Annotated in this window: 13 protein-coding genes; 9 read left to right on the top strand and 4 right to left on the bottom strand. The window is 65.3% G+C overall.

Features of this window, described 5'->3' with window-relative positions; translation table 11 throughout:
* Positions 1-100: 100 nt before the first annotated feature.
* Both NUH88_RS04645 and NUH88_RS04640 read left to right on the top strand, forming a co-directional pair.
* Positions 101-3,112 carry a LodA/GoxA family CTQ-dependent oxidase gene (locus tag NUH88_RS04645; RefSeq protein WP_257770248.1) on the top strand — a complete coding sequence of 1,004 codons (3,012 nt, stop codon included), beginning with the start codon at positions 101-103 and terminating at the stop codon, positions 3,110-3,112.
* Between the two features lie 15 nt (positions 3,113-3,127).
* Positions 3,128-4,312, top strand: a complete 1,185-nt coding sequence (locus NUH88_RS04640; RefSeq protein ID WP_257770246.1) for a tryptophan 7-halogenase — start codon at positions 3,128-3,130, stop codon at positions 4,310-4,312.
* On the opposite strand, the gene NUH88_RS04635 is transcribed toward NUH88_RS04640, so the two are convergent.
* The gene (locus tag NUH88_RS04635) at positions 4,222-5,121 is read right to left on the bottom strand and encodes a DMT family transporter (RefSeq protein WP_257770245.1); all 900 of its coding nucleotides are present in this window, start codon (positions 5,119-5,121) and stop codon (positions 4,222-4,224) included. The genes NUH88_RS04640 and NUH88_RS04635 overlap by 91 nt on opposite strands.
* Positions 5,122-5,215: 94 nt before the next feature.
* On the opposite strand from NUH88_RS04635, the gene NUH88_RS04630 reads away from it, so the two are divergent.
* Positions 5,216-6,121 carry a LysR family transcriptional regulator gene (locus NUH88_RS04630; RefSeq protein WP_257770244.1) on the top strand — a complete coding sequence of 302 codons (906 nt, stop codon included), beginning with the start codon at positions 5,216-5,218 and terminating at the stop codon, positions 6,119-6,121.
* 127 nt (positions 6,122-6,248) lie between these two features.
* Entirely contained in the window at positions 6,249-7,226 is a 978-nt protein-coding gene (gene argC, locus NUH88_RS04625) for an N-acetyl-gamma-glutamyl-phosphate reductase (protein WP_257770243.1), read from the top strand.
* 209 nt (positions 7,227-7,435) lie between these two features.
* Here the strand turns inward: argC and NUH88_RS04620 are convergent, their stop codons facing one another.
* A complete protein-coding gene (locus NUH88_RS04620) occupies positions 7,436-7,870 on the bottom strand; it encodes a PaaI family thioesterase (protein ID WP_257770242.1) in 435 nt (144 codons plus the stop codon).
* A gap of 46 nt (positions 7,871-7,916) precedes the next feature.
* Between NUH88_RS04620 and NUH88_RS04615 the strand changes: the two genes are divergently transcribed.
* The 4 genes from NUH88_RS04615 to NUH88_RS04600 all read left to right on the top strand — a co-directional run bounded on the left by NUH88_RS04615 (position 7,917) and on the right by NUH88_RS04600 (position 14,447).
* Positions 7,917-8,723: an ImuA family protein gene (locus tag NUH88_RS04615; protein ID WP_257770241.1), complete on the top strand. Its 807-nt coding sequence runs from the start codon at positions 7,917-7,919 to the stop codon at positions 8,721-8,723.
* A gap of 158 nt (positions 8,724-8,881) precedes the next feature.
* Complete coding sequence (locus tag NUH88_RS04610; RefSeq protein WP_257770240.1) at positions 8,882-9,364, top strand: PilZ domain-containing protein; 483 nt, start codon at positions 8,882-8,884, stop codon at positions 9,362-9,364.
* A 103-nt stretch (positions 9,365-9,467) separates the two neighbouring features.
* On the top strand, positions 9,468-11,078 hold the full coding sequence (locus tag NUH88_RS04605; RefSeq protein WP_257770239.1) for a DUF6504 family protein: 1,611 nt from the start codon (positions 9,468-9,470) through the stop codon (positions 11,076-11,078).
* A gap of 30 nt (positions 11,079-11,108) precedes the next feature.
* Positions 11,109-14,447 carry an error-prone DNA polymerase gene (locus tag NUH88_RS04600; RefSeq protein WP_257770238.1) on the top strand — a complete coding sequence of 1,113 codons (3,339 nt, stop codon included), beginning with the start codon at positions 11,109-11,111 and terminating at the stop codon, positions 14,445-14,447.
* Here the strand turns inward: NUH88_RS04600 and NUH88_RS04595 are convergent.
* Positions 14,428-15,048, bottom strand: coding sequence for a TetR/AcrR family transcriptional regulator (locus NUH88_RS04595; RefSeq protein WP_257770237.1), 621 nt, complete (start codon positions 15,046-15,048; stop codon positions 14,428-14,430). The two genes, NUH88_RS04600 and NUH88_RS04595, sit on opposite strands and share 20 nt — an antisense overlap.
* Positions 15,049-15,115: 67 nt before the next feature.
* Between NUH88_RS04595 and NUH88_RS04590 the strand changes: the two genes are divergently transcribed.
* Positions 15,116-15,541 (top strand): VOC family protein, encoded by a 426-nt coding sequence (locus tag NUH88_RS04590; protein ID WP_257770236.1) that lies wholly within the window; start codon positions 15,116-15,118, stop codon positions 15,539-15,541.
* On the opposite strand, the gene NUH88_RS04585 is transcribed toward NUH88_RS04590, so the two are convergent.
* Positions 15,538-16,278 carry a sulfite exporter TauE/SafE family protein gene (locus NUH88_RS04585; protein WP_257770235.1) on the bottom strand — a complete coding sequence of 247 codons (741 nt, stop codon included), beginning with the start codon at positions 16,276-16,278 and terminating at the stop codon, positions 15,538-15,540. The genes NUH88_RS04590 and NUH88_RS04585 overlap by 4 nt on opposite strands.
* Positions 16,279-16,469 lie beyond the last annotated feature (191 nt).

Raw genomic sequence — 16,469 nt, 5'->3', positions numbered from 1 at the left:
AGGAGCGCGTCGAAATTCAGAAAACGACTCAATTATGAGAAATATGAAGCTCTGAAAATTAATAGTAAAAGTAGAGATAATTTCTGATGGGAGAGGACGCATGGCAGACAAGAAAATCGAAGCCGAGAATAACAGGCGAAAGTCGGCGAACGACGTTGCCTGTTGGGATTGCAGCCAAAACGCGACCGAGCGTCTGGAAGAGATGTTCGTCAATCTGATCCAGCGAGAACGGATCGCCAAGGGGCAGACGCCGGCACGGAGGACCGTTTTTCTCAAGCAGCATGGCGTTGCCTATGGATTCTTCAAACCGCTCCCGAAACTGCCGGCGGAGTGGAAAATCGGAACCTTCAGTCATGGGGAACTGCCCTGCTGGGTCCGTTTTTCAAGCGATACGCAGCCGACCTCGCCGGATCTTCATTCCACGCTCGGGATTGGGATCAAGCTTTTCGACGTGCCGGGGCCGAAGCTGCTCGGGGTGAGCGATACGGCCGACTTCATCATGCAGAACCACGATGTTTTCTTCGTCGACAACGCAACGGAGTTCTGCGAGTTCACAACCGCCGGCGTCGTCGACGGCAATTATCCGCGCTACCTTCGGGACCATCCCAAGACCGCCCATATTCTGAACGAAATGGAGAAGGCGGAGGCGAGTTGCCTGACCGCGAACTATTGGGCGATCTTGCCTTTCGGATTCGGAACCGACGGCAACGGCGAACAGCGTTACGTCAAATACAGGCTCGAGCCCGTCGGGCAGGAGGTCGGCGAGCCGTTCGACGAGAACGACTATCTGGCGGTCGATCTGGCCAGCCGCCTGCGCCGCGACCAGGCCGTCTTCAAATTCATGATCCAGCCGCGCGGCAAGCCCAAGGACGACCCGCTGGACGAGGCGACGGTGCGCTGGAGCGGCGACTGGATCCACATCGCGGACCTTGTTCTGCCAAAGCAGGATATCGAGCGGCGGGGCCAGTCGTCTTACGGAGAGAACCTTGCCTTCAACATCTGGCGCACCCCACCGGAACAGGAGCCGCAGGGCTCGATCGCGGCCGCGCGAAAGGTCGTCTATCAGGGAAGTGCCGACCAGCGGCGGCTTGCCAATGGCGTGACCCTGACGGAACCGGAAACGCCGGCCCCGGCGGAGGCGCCGGGCCCCGTTCCGGATGATTGTATCGTCACTGCGGCGATCTATCCCCCGATCGGGGTCTGCCGGGTCGGGAACAGTCCCAACGAGTTTTACATTGGACCGGAAGTGCCCGATCCCGCCCCTCTGAAGCCCGGTGACTACCGGGACTCCAAAGGCCGCCTGAAACGGGAGGCGGCGCGGTTCCGGATCTATGGTCTGAACGCACTGGGCGAGCCGGTGAGGGAATTGCTGCCGGACGGCGATACCGAGATCAAGTGGAAGGTCACGCTCGAGAACCAGAAATCGGCTTGGTACCAGTTCCAACTGGCACTCGACATTCCCGAGGCGGCGGATGCCGATCCGTCCCTGCTGCGGAACTCGACGGTTTCGGACCGGTCCGCGCTGCGGATAACCCCGGGTGAACGGCGCATTTCCGGAAAGAACAGATCCGGGAAAAGATACCATTTCGCGGATGGCCGGTTCATGGGCGAGAGGGTTTATCTCGGCGAACTGCGCACGGACAAGGAGGGGCGTCTGATCGTGCTTGGCGGACATGGAAAATCCTCCTCCTACGATGGCGGCCGCGCTGTGACCTTCGCGAACAACGAAGGCTGGCACGATGACACCTCGGACGGCCCCGTGATCGCGAAGGTCAGCTACAAGGGTGTGCCCTTGAAGGTGGCGCCGGCCTGGGTGGTTTGCGCTCCGCCGAACTACGGTCCGCAACAGAAATCCGTGCGGACGATGTGGGACCTGATGAGGGACGTCGCGGTGGAGGCCGGCACGCTGCCCCATCCGAAGCGGCCGTCATTCCAGAGAGATATCCGGCCGATCTTCGAACGGATGAGCGCGCTGCAATGGGTCAACCAGGGCTTCGCAGGCGGCTTCGGTTTCGGCAGCCCGTTCGATTTCTCCTCCAGGGCGTGGCTCGAGCGTTTGGGCGATCCGAGCCCCGCCAACCTCGAAATGCGCCGTGTCCTGAAGAACAACTTTCGGCATTTCGACACTGACGGAAATTCTCCGGTTCCCTGGCCATGGCTCTATGGCGACGCGATGAACGTCCCGCCGGCGGATACCCCGCGCCAGAATGCGGAACTCTCGAAGCTGCAGCTTTGGGCGCTGGAACAGTGGGCGATCGGAAACTTCGATGCCGATTACGATCCGGACGAGGTACCTCCCTGTTCGATCGACGATGTGCCGGTCGCCGATCAGCCGGACATATTGACCCGCGCGGCGATGGACTTCTGTCTCGCCGACGCCTTTCATCCCGGCTGCGAGATGACCTGGCCCATGCGCCATTCCGGTATGTATATGGCGCCGTTCCGGCTCAAACACCGCAAGCGCGACAATCCTGAGGTTTCCTATGGAGCGGAACTGACGCCGGACACGTTGAGCTTGCCGGACGGTCCGCTTGACGGTGGGCAGAGCCCCGGCTCGATCACCCGCTGGATGGCGGTGCCCTGGCAAACTGACACCTCGTCCTGCCGTGCCGGCTACGTGCCGTCCTACGATCCGTATCTGCCGACCTTCTGGCCGGCGCGCGTTCCGAACCAGGTGATGGGGGAGGAAGCCTACAAGATCGTGATGAACGAAAGCCTGCCCCGGAGCGAACGCCTGCAGGCCTTCGCGAACAGGGCAAACTGGCTCGAGCCGCTGGGACTTGAGAAAGGTTATACCCATCAGATCAACCACATGATTCACCATTTCGATCAGATGGGTGTCGTGGAGGTGCGGTCCGGATTGCCGGACGATCCGGACTTCCCGGCGGTCATGCAGGTGTCCGACCAGCCGCAACCCGAGGTCTGGAAACGGGCCAATGTGGAGACGGAAGCTGAAGACTGGCGGGCGGAAGAGCGGCTCGGCGCGCGCATTACGGCCAGCAGGCCGGACGCGGAGGCGGGACCGGACGGCGTTTCCGCGCCGACCGATCTCTCGAGCATCGAAAAGGTGAACCGGTTCCCGCATGGCCTGCTTCGAAGCCGGTCCCGCTAGGCCGGGCGAGACGAAGTGATCGAAGCGGATATCGCCGTTGTCGGGGCCGGGCCGGCGGGAGCGGCGCTGGCACTGACGCTGGCGCCGCGCCATTCCGTGCTGCTGATCGACAGAGACGCCACGCCGCGTCAACGGATCGGGGAGTCGCTCATACCGGCGGCACGGCGCCTGTTGCACGATATGCGCATCCTCGACGCATTCGAGGCCGGGGGCTTTCCGGGATATTTCGGAAACCTGTCCTGGTGGGGCGGGGGCGATGCGCACATTACAGACTTCCTGAAGGATCCCGACGGGCCGGGCTGGCATCTCGACCGCGCCGGGTTCGAGACAATGCTGCGTGCTGCGGCATGCAGCAGGGGCGCGCGGCTTGTCGCGCCCGGTCGGCTCGCCTCGATTGAACGTCTTGGCGGTGGGTGGAGACTGACCCTGAAGACGGGAGAAGGCGGCCCAGGGGAGCAAGTGCGGTCCCGGCTTGTGGTCGATGCGAGCGGACGCTCCGCTATTGTGGCCAAACGGCTTGGTGTGGCGCGGCGGCATGGAGATCGCCTGACGGCGTGCTGGATGCGCGGGACCGATGCGGAAGAGAGCGGCGTCACGGCAGGTTTCAGCATGGTGGAAAGCACGGCGGGGGGGTGGTGGTATTCGGCGCCGTTGCCCGGCAGGGCGCGGGTGCTGTCGTTCCATACCGACAGCGATCTTATGCCGCCCGATTGCCGTGCGCCCGGCTTTTTGCAGAACGCGGCAATGACGCTTCCGGGGGTCGGCCCGGCTCTGGCGGCAACAGACTTCCGGAGCGACGGCCCGGCGACCCTTACAGCAGCCAATTCGACGGTCCTGGAAACCGTGGCCGGAGACGGCTGGCTCGCCATCGGCGACGCGGCTCTCAGTTTCGATCCACTCGCTTCGCGCGGGCTGTTCAATGCGCTCTACACGGCCTGGAGTGCGGCCGCCGCCTGCCATGACCATCTCTGCGGAGACGCCGATACCTTTGCGGACTACCGGCAAGACCTCGATCGGATCGAGCAGTTCTACCGGCGGCATCTTGCCGTGGCTTACGGCGCGGAAAACAGATGGCCCGACGCGCCGTTCTGGAGCAGGCGGCGGACCCCTCAGGTCTTTGCGATGGAAAGCAGGCCGGCAGAGGCGATCAGTCCCATACCGGCGAAGGTCGGCATGTCGGGTGTTTCCGCGAACAGGTAATAGCCGAGCAGACTTGCGAATATCAGGTAGCTGTAATCGAAGCTCGCGACCACGGATGGTTCCGCGTGCTGATAGGCCGCTGCGAGGCCCATTCCGATACCGACCATGAGCACTGCCAGCATGGCGACCAGTTGCCAGTCAACGGCGGACATCTCCGTCCAGCCGGGGAGCGGGTTCATCTTCGGTCCGAGGGTCCCGGCCCCGAGCATCAGGGCGCCGGCTATGAGCAAATTCAGGTTCAGGGCAAGGGCCAGAGAGACCGGTGCGTCGGTGCGGCACCTGCTGCGGGCGAGGATGGCCGCGACCGCGTAGCAGAAGCCGGACAGTACCGGGACCAGGGCGGCCGCGGCGAAGGATCCGCTTCCCGGACGCAGCAGGACGAGAACGCCGGCAAACCCGATCCCGACGGCGGTCCACGAGCGGATACCGACCGGTTCCTTCAGGACGAGGGCGGCCAGCAGGGTGATGAAGAGCGGCCCGGTATAGAACCCGGCGGCCAGGGTCGCGAGCGGCAGGACCTGCAGGACGGAATAGAGCGAGAGATACATCAGCGTCAGGCAGAGTCCGCGCAGCATCGGAGCCGGTCTCAGCGCAGCGCGCAGGTCCTTGGCGTTCGCCCGGGCGACGAGGACGAGCAGCGGCAGTACGAGCATCGAGCGCAGCAGGAAGATCTGGCCGAGCGGGAGGGCCGTGCTCATGAGCTTGATCAGTGCGTCCTGCAGCGCCATCAGCGCGACGGAGCCGGAGAGCAGCGCCGCTCCCGAAAGGTTGCGGTTACGGCTTTCGATGGATACCGGAATCGATTTCAAGGCATGGCTCCCCATTGCTCACGCCTTGCTAGCAACATCGCTATTATTCGAGTAGTTTTGCAGAATTGATCATTTTCATGAAATTTATTGAAGAATGACGGACGTTACCGGCGGCATCGAGGTCTTTCTGGAGATTGTGCGCAGCGGATCGCTGAGCGCGGCGGCGCGCGCGCTTGGCGTCGGGGCGCCCGCGGTCAGTCACCGGCTGAAAGCGCTGGAACGGGAACTCGGCGTGGAGCTGATCGCACGGACCACGCGCTCGCTCGATCTGACGCCGGCCGGCCGCGTGCTGCTCGACGGAGCCGGTCCCGCGTTCGACGAAATCTCGGCAGCGGTCGAGCAGGCGCGCACGGCCGGCCGGGCGACGAGCGGGACCTTGCGCCTCACCGTGCCCTGGAGCGCCTACAAGATCGTCGTCGCGCCTGTCCTGGCGGAGTTCCAGGCGGCCTATCCGGAAATCAGGCTGGAAATGTCCTTCGACGAGGCGCTGGTCGATATCGTGAGGGAAGGTTTTCACGCGGGTTTCCGGCTCGGCGACCGGCTGGCCGACGGGATGATCGCGACCCGGCTCACGCCGCCCCTACGGGCGGCCTATTCGGCCTCGCCGGCTTATCTCGCGGCGCATGGCAGGCCGGAGCGGCCGGGCGATCTGCTGGCCCATAAATGCATCCGTTACCGTTTCGTCAGCACGCGGCGCGTGGCCGATTGGCTTTTCTCGGTGGATGGGCGGAGCGTGACAGTCGATCCGCCGGCGCATCTCATGTTCGACGATTTCCGCGCCGTGATCGAGGCGGCGCGGGACGGAAGGGGTATCGGCTGGTCGCTTCGCCGGGTTGTCGAGGAGGAACTTGGCGACGGCAGGCTGGAGACGGTGCTCGACACCTACACGATCGAGCATCCGCCCTTTTACATCTTTTATCCCGAGCAACACCGCCGCTTGGAGCTGCTGCGTCTCTTCGTCGATTTCCTGCGCACGCGTTCTTTCGGTGGTGTGGCTTAGTGGGCTGAGATGCCTTAAGACATAGGGATTAACCATTCTGATCGCATGTCAGCTTGATGCCGGATCGGCGCTCTGGCGTGCCGGTTTCAATGAATCTGTTCGTTTCCTCCAGAAGTTGGGCACCATCATGAGCATTCGTGTCGGCATTGTCGGGATCAGCGGTTTTGGCGGCGGCGAGGCGATGCGCCTCGTCGCGGGACACCCGTCTTTCGAGCTGGTTTACGCTGCGGGCGAGGGCAGTGCCGGCAGCCGGCTGGCGGACCGCTTCCCCGGTGTACCGGACAAGCTCGCAGGGCTGGTGATCGAGAAATGGGATCCGGCGAACCTGCCGAAGCTGGACGTGCTCTTTGCGTCGCTGCCGACGGGGGCGTCCGCCGAGGCGTTGGCGCGTGTCTCCAGCGACGTGAAGATCGTCGATATCGGCGGCGACCATCGCTATGCCGAGGGCTGGGCGTACGGCTTGGCCGACGTCTGGCCTGACCGGATCGAGGGGAGGACCCGCGTTGCCAATCCCGGCTGCTTTCCCGCGGCGACGCTGAACGCGCTGGCGCCGCTGCTGGTCGAGAAACTGATCGAACCCGGTAACATCGTGATCGACGCCAAGACCGGCATTTCCGGTGCCGGCCGGGGCGGCGCGGACAGCAAGTTCGGTTATGCCGAAAGCAACGAGAACCTGGTGCCTTACGGCCTGCTCAAGCATGTCCACATGCCCGAGATGGCGAAGACGATCGAACGGCTGAGCGCAGGCAGCGCGGACGGGCTGGTATTCACGCCGCATCTGGTGCCGATGACCCGCGGCGTGCTTGTCACCATATACTGCCGCGGCAGTGCCACGACGGATCAATGCATGGAGGCGGCGCGGAGCTTCTATGCCGGGCGGGCATTCTTGCGGGTGACCGACAAGCCGCCGCAGACCAAATGGGCGACCGGTTCGAACCTTTCCTTCGTCAGCTATGCGGCCGATCCGGAGCGCAATCTGGTGATCGCGATGGGCGTGGTCGACAATCTCGGCAAGGGAGCGGCCGGTCAGGCGGTGCAGAATGCGAATCTTATCTGCGGCCTGCCGGAAACCACGGGGCTGGACGGCGTACCCGTCTGGCCGTGAGGTCTCTGGGGAGGCGAGTAAACGCGATGCCTGAAGATGCTGCGGCTCTTCATCGCGTTCCTGCGTGCCCGTTCGGGCGGCTGGTAGCGGGACAATCTGTGATCGTCATTCCCGCGAAATCGGGGACCCAGGGAACACATGCACAATTCGACGCTCCCTAGGTCCCCACTTACGTAGGGATGACGACTGGGTGTAATTACCCGATCGGCTCAGCCGGCGGATGTCACCTTGCTGACGAGTGCCTTGTAGGTGCCCTCGCCCATTGCGATCAGCACGCCCTCGGGGCTGTAGACCTCGCAACTGGCGAAGAAGACGGAACGACCGCCGCCGCGGCGTTTGGCCGTCGCGTAGATCCGGCCTTCCTTGGTCGTGCCCATGAAGCTCGTCGTCAGGGAGAGGGTCAGGGCGCGTTTCTTCTCGGCGCCCTCGGGGACCCAGACACCGCAATAGCCGCCGACCGCATCGATCATGGTGGCGACCACGCCGCCATGCAGGATGCCGCTGCGATTGAGGTGTTTCTCCGTCAGGTCGAGTTCGAGTTTCGCGTAACCGTCGGCCCATTCGGTCAGGCGGAAACCGATATCGGCATTGAAGCCAAGCATGGTTTCGAGGGACGGGGCGGTCACGTCGTCCGATTGACTCATAAGCAGGGATACCTTAAGAACAAAAAGAGAACATTCAGGTGATTGGATGGGCGATCCTAAGCACAGGGACGAAACGGGGCAACGGGCCGATTTGGCATCTCTGCGTGCGGAGGTCCGGGCCATTGAGCGCGGCAGTGCGGGCGGGGCGCGGATCGCGCGGTTTTCACTCGGCCTGCCGGCGCTGGACACGCATCTGGGCGGCGGTCTTGCCCTCGGACGGGTCCACGAGCTGGTTGGCGAGGCGCGCGGCGAGCTTCGGGACGGCAGCGTTTTCGGATTTGCCGCAGCGCTGCTGACGCGCTTGCTGGCCGACGGACGCGGCGGGGAAATCCTCTGGTGTGCCCGGGAAGCCAATATGTTCGGCGGGATGCCCTATGGCTGGGGGCTGAAGGCCCTTGGTCTCGATCCGGAGCGGGTGCTTTTCGTCCGCGCCCGGGACGAGGCCGAAAGGCTCTGGGCGATGGAGGAGGGGCTGCGCTGCGGCGGCCTTGCCGGTGTCGTTGCGGAACTTGGTTCGGCCCGGCCGGGAGAGGCAGGGCGGGTCGCGGAACGGCGCTTGCAACTCGCTGCGGAGACGAGCGGAGTGACCGGGCTTCTGCTCAGGCCTCTTGCGACGTCCGTATCCTCGGGAGCGGCTGACAGCCGCTGGCGGATCGCCGCGGCACCGTCCGGCGGTACCCTGCAGCCGTCCTGGGCGATCTCTCTCGAACGTCTGCGCGGCGGCCAGCCCGCCGCCTGGCTGCTCCGGTGGGATGCGGTCCGGGGCCGATTCTCCGACCGCGAAGCATTTTCCGGTCAATCGGGCCGGTCTCCGAAAACGCAGCCCGGTGCGGAGCGGAACGCTGCCGCGTAACCCCATATGTACTTTTGCCTCTGTCTGCCGTAACTATTGATTCTTTACTGAAAACGGCGCCGCGGCTGTTTCCTTGCCCCGATGTGGTAAAGATCATCGCTTGCGGTTTTCTTGGCGGTAATGATGTAGACTGCCACCGTGACAGAGGAGGCTTGGGGATGAATGCTGTCGCAGAGGCAGCGATCGGACAGGAACGGCGCCGGCACGGACGCTGGTCCGTGAGCGGTGCCTATGCCGCCGTCCAGGGCCGCAAACTTCCGCTCATCGATATCTCCATCGGCGGCTTTCTCGCCCGACTGCCGGGCGAGGGCGGTGACGTTTCCTCTCCCCTGGAAGGTACAATCTACTGGCGTGGCAGCCGCGAGCTGATCGAGTTCCCCTTCAGTGCCGAGATCGTGCGCCGGCTGGACAGCGGGGAGAGTGTCGCCGCCCAGTTCCATGCGCTTGAGGGCGAGTCCATCGATACCCTGCTGCGCTTTCTCAGCGCCATCGAAGCCGAACGGCGCGAACGGATCGAAGGCGAGCAACGCGCGGCGATGCGCCGTATCCTGCTGCGCAAGCTGGCCCTCTGGGGAGTCGCCGGGGCAAGCATCCTCGCCGCGCTCTGGCTGGTCTGGCAATTCGGCCTGAACGGAAGCTGATTTTTTCCTATATTTCAACAGGTTGATCATTTGTATCAATGTCCTGTTGGCAATGAGAACAAAACAGGAACATCATGCATTCGCTCACAACGGGAGACGGATCATGGCACGGCGGTTCCTCTATCTCTACATTCCGGACTTTGCTTTCGAATGGCGCGGCCGGGAGGCGACCGGAGCGGCAGGCACTGCGGCGCCGGATGCGCCCGCAGTTCTGACGCGTCGTCTGGTTGGCACCGAAGTGATCGCCGCTGTGAACGGGGCGGCCGCGTTGCAGGGAATCGCCGTTGGACGGACGCTCGCCGATGCCCGGGCCATGATGCCGGGCCTCACGGTGCTGGAGGCCGATCCGGCGGCGGACCGCAAACGGCTGGAACGGCTCCGCGCCTGGTGCCACCGCTATACGCCGATGGTCGCGCTCGACGACAAGGCCGCGCCCTTCACCGGGGAGGGCGGCAGTGCCGGCCTCATTCTCGACATTACCGGCTGCGCCCATCTGTTCCGGCAGGACGGGGCCGAGGATTTCGCAACGGAGGAGCAGGCGCTCGGGCGCGATTGCCTTGCAGCCCTCGAACGGCTCGGCTTTGCCGCCCGGCTCGCGGTGGCGGACGCCCCTGATGCCGCCCGGGCCGTCGCCCGCTTCTCCGCCCCTATGCTGACCCTGGTGCCGGAGGGCAAGCTCCGCATGGCGCTCGAACCGCTGCCGGTGGCGGCTCTCGGCATTGCCGCGGCGACTGTCGAGGCGCTCGACCGGGTCGGGCTGCGCCGCATCGCGCAGCTGGCCGGTCAGCCGCGTGCTCCGCTCGCGAACCGCTTCGGTCTTGCGCTCGTGGAGGCGCTCGACCGCGCCCTCGGAGAACTCTCGGCGGCGCTCGACATGCGGCTGCCGGAGGCGCCGTTCCAGGAACGCATCGCCTTCGCCGAGCCGATCGCGCTCCGCGAAGACCTCGAAGCGTCGGCCCGCCGCACGCTCGGCGCGCTTTGCCGCCGCCTCGAGCGGGAGCAGGCGGGCGCACGCCGGGTGCGGCTCCGCTTCTTCCGGGTCGACGGCGAGGTGCTGCAGGTCAGCGCCGGCACCAGCCGGGCCTGCCGCGACGCGGACACTCTGTTCCGCCTTCTGGCGCAGCATTTCGACAAGATCGATCCCGGTTTCGGCATCGACATGGTGCTGGCGGAAATGCTGGAAGGCGACCGGGCGGCAGGCGTACAGGCCGCGCTCGGCAGCACGGAGATGCGGGACCGGGACGCGGTCACAGATCTCGGCGACCGTCTCGCCAATCGCCTCGGCGCCGATGCAGTGCATCGCTTGCAGCCGGTGGAAAGCCATCTGCCGGAGCGGGCCGAGAAGAGGGCCGCCGGGCGGCCGGGCCGCAAGGGGCTCACCTGGACCAATATCCGTCCTCCGGCGCCGGAGCGGGCTGCCCGCCCGGTGCGCCTGATGCGCCGTCCGGAGCCGGTCGAGGCGACGGCGCTCCTGCCGGATCATCCGCCGGCCCGCTTCCGCTGGCGCGGCGCCGAGTATCGCGTCGCCCATGCCGCGGGGCCGGAGCGGATCGCGCCGGAATGGTGGCGTGCGGGCAATGACGATGCGGAGATGTTGACCCGGGACTATTTCCGTCTCGAGGATGGCGAGGGCCGGCGTTTCTGGCTCTACCGGGACGGGCTCGCCGAACGCGGAGAGGCGCCGAAATGGTTCCTGCACGGGTTGTTTTCCTGAGCCCGGCTGATTGAAACCCGCGATGGCGTCATGGCGGATTATGCCGAGCTTCAGGTCACCAGCAATTTCTCCTTCCTCCGGGGCGCTTCGCATCCGGAGGAGCTGGTGGAGAGCGCGGCCCGTCTCGGCCATGCCGCCGTGGCCATCGCCGACCGCAACAGCCTCGCCGGTGCGGTCCGGGCCCATATCGCCGCGAAGAGCCATGGCATAAAGCTTCTGGTCGGCACCCGCCTGGTGCTGGAGGACGGCGAGGAGCTGCTTGCCTTCCCCCATGACCGCCCCGCCTATGCGCGGCTCTCCCGCCTGCTCAGCATCGGTAAAAGACGGGCGGAGAAGGGCGCGTGCCTGCTTCGCCGCGCCGATGTCGCGGACCATGCCGCCGGCCATGATCTGGTGTTTCTGCCGCCTCCCGACCTCACTGGACTTTCCGCCTCAAACCTCGCTCTCTGGACCAGGAGCTTTTCCGGCCGGGTCTCGCTTGCCGCTTCCATGCTCTACCATGGCGACGATGCGGGACGGCTCCGGCAGCTCGCCGTGCTTTCCGCGGAGGCCGGTCTGCCGCTCGTCGCGACCAACGACGTGCATTACCACGTGCCGGAGCGCCGCCCGCTGCAGGACGTGCTGACCTGTATCCGGGAGCATTGCAGCGTGGACGAGGCGGGCTGGCGCCTCGATGCCAATGCCGAGCGTTACCTGAAGCCGCCGGAAGAGATGGCGCGGCTCTTCCGCGATTGGCCGGAGGCCGTCGCCTGCACAATCGAGATCGCGGCCCGCTGCCGCTTCTCGCTCGACGAGCTGGCCTACGAATATCCCGACGAGATCTCGCCGGACGGTTTGCCCGTGCAGGAGGAACTGGAGTTCCGGACCTTCGAGGGGGCGGCGGAGCGCTACCCGGACGGGGTGCCGCCGAAGGTCGAGGCCCAGCTCCGCCATGAGCTCTCCCTGATCGCGCGGCTCTCCTACGCGCCTTATTTCCTTACCGTCTACGACATGGTCCGCTTCGCCCGCAGCCAGGACATTCTCTGTCAGGGGCGCGGCTCGGCGGCGAATTCGGCGGTCTGCTACTGCCTCGGCATCACCGCCGTCGATCCTTCCCGCGCCGACCTGCTTTTCGAGCGCTTCGTCAGCGAGGAACGGGGAGAGCCGCCGGATATCGATGTCGATTTCGAACATGAGCGGCGCGAGGAGGTGATCCAGTACATTTATGAGAAGTACGGACGTGAAAGGGCCGGGCTGGCGGCGACCGTGATCAGCTACCGCTCGCGCAGCGCGCTCCGGGACGTCGGTAAGGCGATGGGGTTGTCGGAAGACGTGGTCGGCCTGCTCTCTTCCCAGGTCTGGGGCCGGCACGGCGATGCAGTGGCCGACGAGCGGATCCGCGAGGTCGGGCTCGACCCCGCCGACCGGCGGCTCGCCATGGCCATGAACCTTACCCGGCAGCTCATGGGCTTCCCGCGCCATCTTTCCCAGCATGTCGGCGGCTTCGTCATCACCCGCGGCCGGCTCGACGAGCTGGTGCCGATCGAGAACGCGGCAATGCAGGACCGCACCGTCATCGAATGGGACAAGGACGATCTAGACGCCCTTGGCATGCTGAAAGTCGACGTGCTGGCGCTCGGCATGCTGACCTGCGTGAAGAAGGCGTTCGACCTGCTGGAGCGGCATTACGGCGTCGCCCACGATCTTGCGACCGTCCCGCCGGAGGATCCCGGCGTCTACGACATGCTCTGCCGGGGCGACAGTCTCGGCGTCTTCCAGGTCGAGAGCCGGGCGCAGATGGCGATGCTCCCGCGCCTCCGCCCCCGCTGTTTCTACGACCTCGTCATCGAGGTCGCGATCGTGCGCCCGGGACCAATTCAGGGCGACATGGTGCATCCCTATCTCCGCCGCCGGGACGGCATCGAGCCGGTCGAGTTCCCGTCCGATGAATTGCGCGGCGTGCTCGGCAAGACTCTCGGCGTGCCGCTCTTCCAGGAGCAGGCGATGAAGATCGCCATCGTCGCCGCTGGCTTCACGCCATCGGAGGCGGACCGGCTGCGCCGCGCCATGGCGACCTTCAAGAAGACTGGCCAGATCGGCCAGTTCCGCGACAAGATGATCGAGGGCATGGTTGCGCGGAATTACGAGCGCGAGTTCGCCGAACGCTGCTTCCGGCAGATCGAGGGCTTCGGCAATTACGGTTTCCCGGAGAGCCATGCCGCGAGTTTCGCGCTCCTCGTCTATGTCTCGAGCTGGTTCAAGCGGCGCTATCCCGCGGTTTTTGCCGCGGCCCTGTTGAATTCACAGCCGATGGGCTTCTACGCGCCGGCGCAGATCGTGCGCGATGCCCGTGAGCATGGCGTCACCGTGCTGCCGCCGGATGTGAACAAGAGCGGCTGGGACTGCGATCTCGAGCCGGACGGCCGGGGCGGGCAGGCGCTCCGTCTCGGGCTCCGGCAGATCAAGGGTATGCGGAAGGAGGAGGCGGAACTGATCGCCGCCTGCCGGGGGCGGGGGTACGGCGATCCGGGGGAGCTCTGGCGCCGCGCCGGGATCACGCCGGCGGTGCTGGAGGTGCTGGCGCGCGGCGATGCCTTCTCCTCCATGGGCCTCGCCCGGCGCGAGGTGTTCTGGGCGGTGCGGGGGCTCGCCCGCGCCGTGACCGGTCCGGTGCGCGCGGAGCGGTACCGCGACGGCCTGCCGCTCTTCCTCGCCGCTGAGGCGCGCGAGCAAAAGCTTTTCACGCAAAGGGAGGCGGCAATATTGTTGCCCGAGGCGCCGCTCGGCGAGCAGGTGGTGGACGATTACGCCGCGCTCCATCTCTCTTTGAAAGCTCACCCCGTGGCCTTGCTGCGCCCCAGCCTCGACGGCGATGGCTGCATCCGCTGCGAGGATCTCGATCGCAGCCGAGATGGGCGCCGGATCCGGCTCGGCGGCCTCGTGCTGGTGCGTCAGCGGCCGGGCACGGCGAAGGGCGTCATCTTCATCACGCTTGAAGACGAGAGCGGCGTTGCCAACCTGATCGTCTGGCCGGACAAGTTCGAAACTTTCCGGCGCATCGTGCTCGGCGCCAAGTTTCTTGGCGTTACCGGTCTGGTGCAACGCGAGGGGCGGGTGGTGCATGTCGTGGTGGAAAAGCTGGAGGATCTGACCTACCGCCTCGGCTGGCTGACCGACGGGACGGTCGACGAGGCCGGCTTCGGCAAGGCGATCGCCAATGCGGACGAGGTCGCACGCGGGCAGGAAGATTACCGTCAGAAACCGCCTCGCCCGAAACTGCCGCCCGCACCGAAGCCCAATCCTGAGCAGATCAAGCCATCCCGGCCGCTCCATACCCACCCGCGCAACATGAAACCGGACCTGCGCGTCGTCAGCCGGGATTTCCATTAGAAGACGCGTTTTCCCCGGTCCCGAAGAGGCCCTCCAAAAGGATTCCCATGGCCGCTTCGTATTCCGTCCGCGACTCACCGAAAGCTATGGCGAGCGCGGCCCGATCGAATGCGGCGGAGAGCATGTCCGCGAGAGCACGCGTCTCCTGATCGCTTGCGTTGCCGCGCAATGCCGCCAGGCCCTCAAGCAACGAGCCGCCGCCGGTCTCCCGGTCGATGCGGGACATCTCCTCCGGTCCGAGTACGGCGGGGCCGTCCAGCAGCAGCAGACGCGCCCGGCCGGGGATGGCCATCGCATTGAAATAGGCCGCCGAGCCGTCTTTCAGAGCCTCCAGAGGCGCGATCGTCTCTGTCACGCTCGCCTCGATCTCCTCGCCGACCGCACGGGCTTCTTGCCGGACGACCGCACGGAACAGATCCTCCTTGTCCCGGAAGTGATGATAGAGCGCGCCCCTCGTGACGTTGGCCGCCTTCACGATCTCCGGCGTGCCGGTTTCAGCATACCCCTTCTCGATGAACAGCGTCCGTCCGGCGGCCAAAAGCGCCGAGCGGGTTTCCTCGGTGCGCTCGCGGTTCGAACGGCGTGCGGGTTTTTGTTGCATGCATACAGCCTGTATGTTTATTCATTTGCATTCATAGTGTATGTAAATTGCAGCGGGAGAGAAAGCCATGAGGTGCACGCAGTTCTATCCGGTGATCCTGACCGGCGAGGTCGCGGAGACGGCGCATTTCTACCGGGAGCATTTCCGGTTCGGGACGGCATTCGAAAGCGACTGGTATGTCCATCTGCAGTCCGCGGAGGATGAGAGCGTGAACATCGCGATCCTGAGCGGCGAACATGAAACCGTCCCGGAAAGCGGAAGAGGCCGCACGGCCGGGCTGATCCTGAATTTCGAGGTGGAGGACGTGGATGCGGAATATGCGCGGGCCGAAGCGGCGGGGTTGCCGATCCTCCTGCCGCTCCGCGACGAGCCGTTCGGGCAGCGTCACTTCATCACGCGCGATCCGAACGGTGTGCTCATCGATGTCATCACGCCGATCCCGCCGAGCCCGGAGTTCCTTGCGCAATACGCGCCGGATGCCGTTCCGGCCTAGAGTGCCGGGAGCAGCAGTCCGATGCCCGAGGCGCCGAGCATCCAGAGCAGGATCTTCTTGAACTGGGCGTCATTGATCCGGCGATAGAGCGCGAAGCCGATACCGGTGCCGACGATCATCGCCGGCGCCGACGCGCCGAGCAACGGCAGGATGTTCTCCGGCAGACGGTCCTGCGCGATGTACAGCGTAAGACTGGCGGAGTGCATCACGCCGTTGAAGAGCTGGAAGGTCCCGCGCTGGCGGTCCTTCGGCCATTTCATCAAGCTGCACCAGATCGTCGGCAGAACGCCGGAAAGACCAGAGAACCCGCCCATCACACCGCCGCCGAAGCCGACCGCCGCGTCGATCGCCCGGTACCTGCCGGTGATCGCCGGCATGCGTCCGGCGATAATGAACGCGCCGCAATAGAGGATCAGCGTCGCGCCGACGAAGATCCGGAACGGTCCGGGATCGGCATAGGGCAGGAGGGCGACGCCTCCCGGCACGCCGATCAGGCCGCCCACCAGGAAAATCCAGACCGAGCGGAAATCGATCGCCCGCCAGATCGCGCCGATGGTCCCGAGCACGATCAGTAGTGAGCAGATGATCACCATGGGCGCCGCTTCGGCCGGGCTCAGCACATGCGCCCAGATTCCAAGCGAGGTGATCCCGAAGGCGAAACCGGCAAGCCCGGTCGCCAGGGCACCCGCGAGGGCGCCAAGGGCGACGATGCCGTAATAGGCAAGTTCATGTTCCACGATCGGGCGCTCCCAGGGCATGCCGGAACGGAATGGGAGGCCACTTGTAGGACGCGCCCGGCGCTTCCGCCACCGCCGCGTCGGCCGTCAGGTGAAAAGCCGAACGCCGCCATAGGATATTCGCGTCGCCCTTCACGCCGGACGGGATCTTTCTCCCCGCGGCTTAGAAGTCCCTGAAATCAGGATGCTTT

This window comes from Nisaea acidiphila (genome assembly GCF_024662015.1).
GTDB lineage: Bacteria > Pseudomonadota > Alphaproteobacteria > Thalassobaculales > Thalassobaculaceae > Nisaea > Nisaea acidiphila.
This window is presented reverse-complemented; position numbering and strand designations above follow the sequence as displayed.

Coding starts and splice junctions, on each gene's coding strand:
- NUH88_RS04645 (WP_257770248.1), top strand. CDS start 101: ATGGCAGACAAGAAAATCGAAGCCGAGAATAACAGGCGAAAGTCGGCG.
- NUH88_RS04630 (WP_257770244.1), top strand. CDS start 5,216: ATGACGGACGTTACCGGCGGCATCGAGGTCTTTCTGGAGATTGTGCGC.
- argC (WP_257770243.1), top strand. CDS start 6,249: ATGAGCATTCGTGTCGGCATTGTCGGGATCAGCGGTTTTGGCGGCGGC.
- NUH88_RS04620 (WP_257770242.1), bottom strand. CDS start 7,870: ATGAGTCAATCGGACGACGTGACCGCCCCGTCCCTCGAAACCATGCTT.
- NUH88_RS04615 (WP_257770241.1), top strand. CDS start 7,917: ATGGGCGATCCTAAGCACAGGGACGAAACGGGGCAACGGGCCGATTTG.
- NUH88_RS04610 (WP_257770240.1), top strand. CDS start 8,882: ATGAATGCTGTCGCAGAGGCAGCGATCGGACAGGAACGGCGCCGGCAC.
- NUH88_RS04605 (WP_257770239.1), top strand. CDS start 9,468: ATGGCACGGCGGTTCCTCTATCTCTACATTCCGGACTTTGCTTTCGAA.
- NUH88_RS04600 (WP_257770238.1), top strand. CDS start 11,109: ATGGCGGATTATGCCGAGCTTCAGGTCACCAGCAATTTCTCCTTCCTC.
- NUH88_RS04595 (WP_257770237.1), bottom strand. CDS start 15,048: ATGCAACAAAAACCCGCACGCCGTTCGAACCGCGAGCGCACCGAGGAA.
- NUH88_RS04590 (WP_257770236.1), top strand. CDS start 15,116: ATGAGGTGCACGCAGTTCTATCCGGTGATCCTGACCGGCGAGGTCGCG.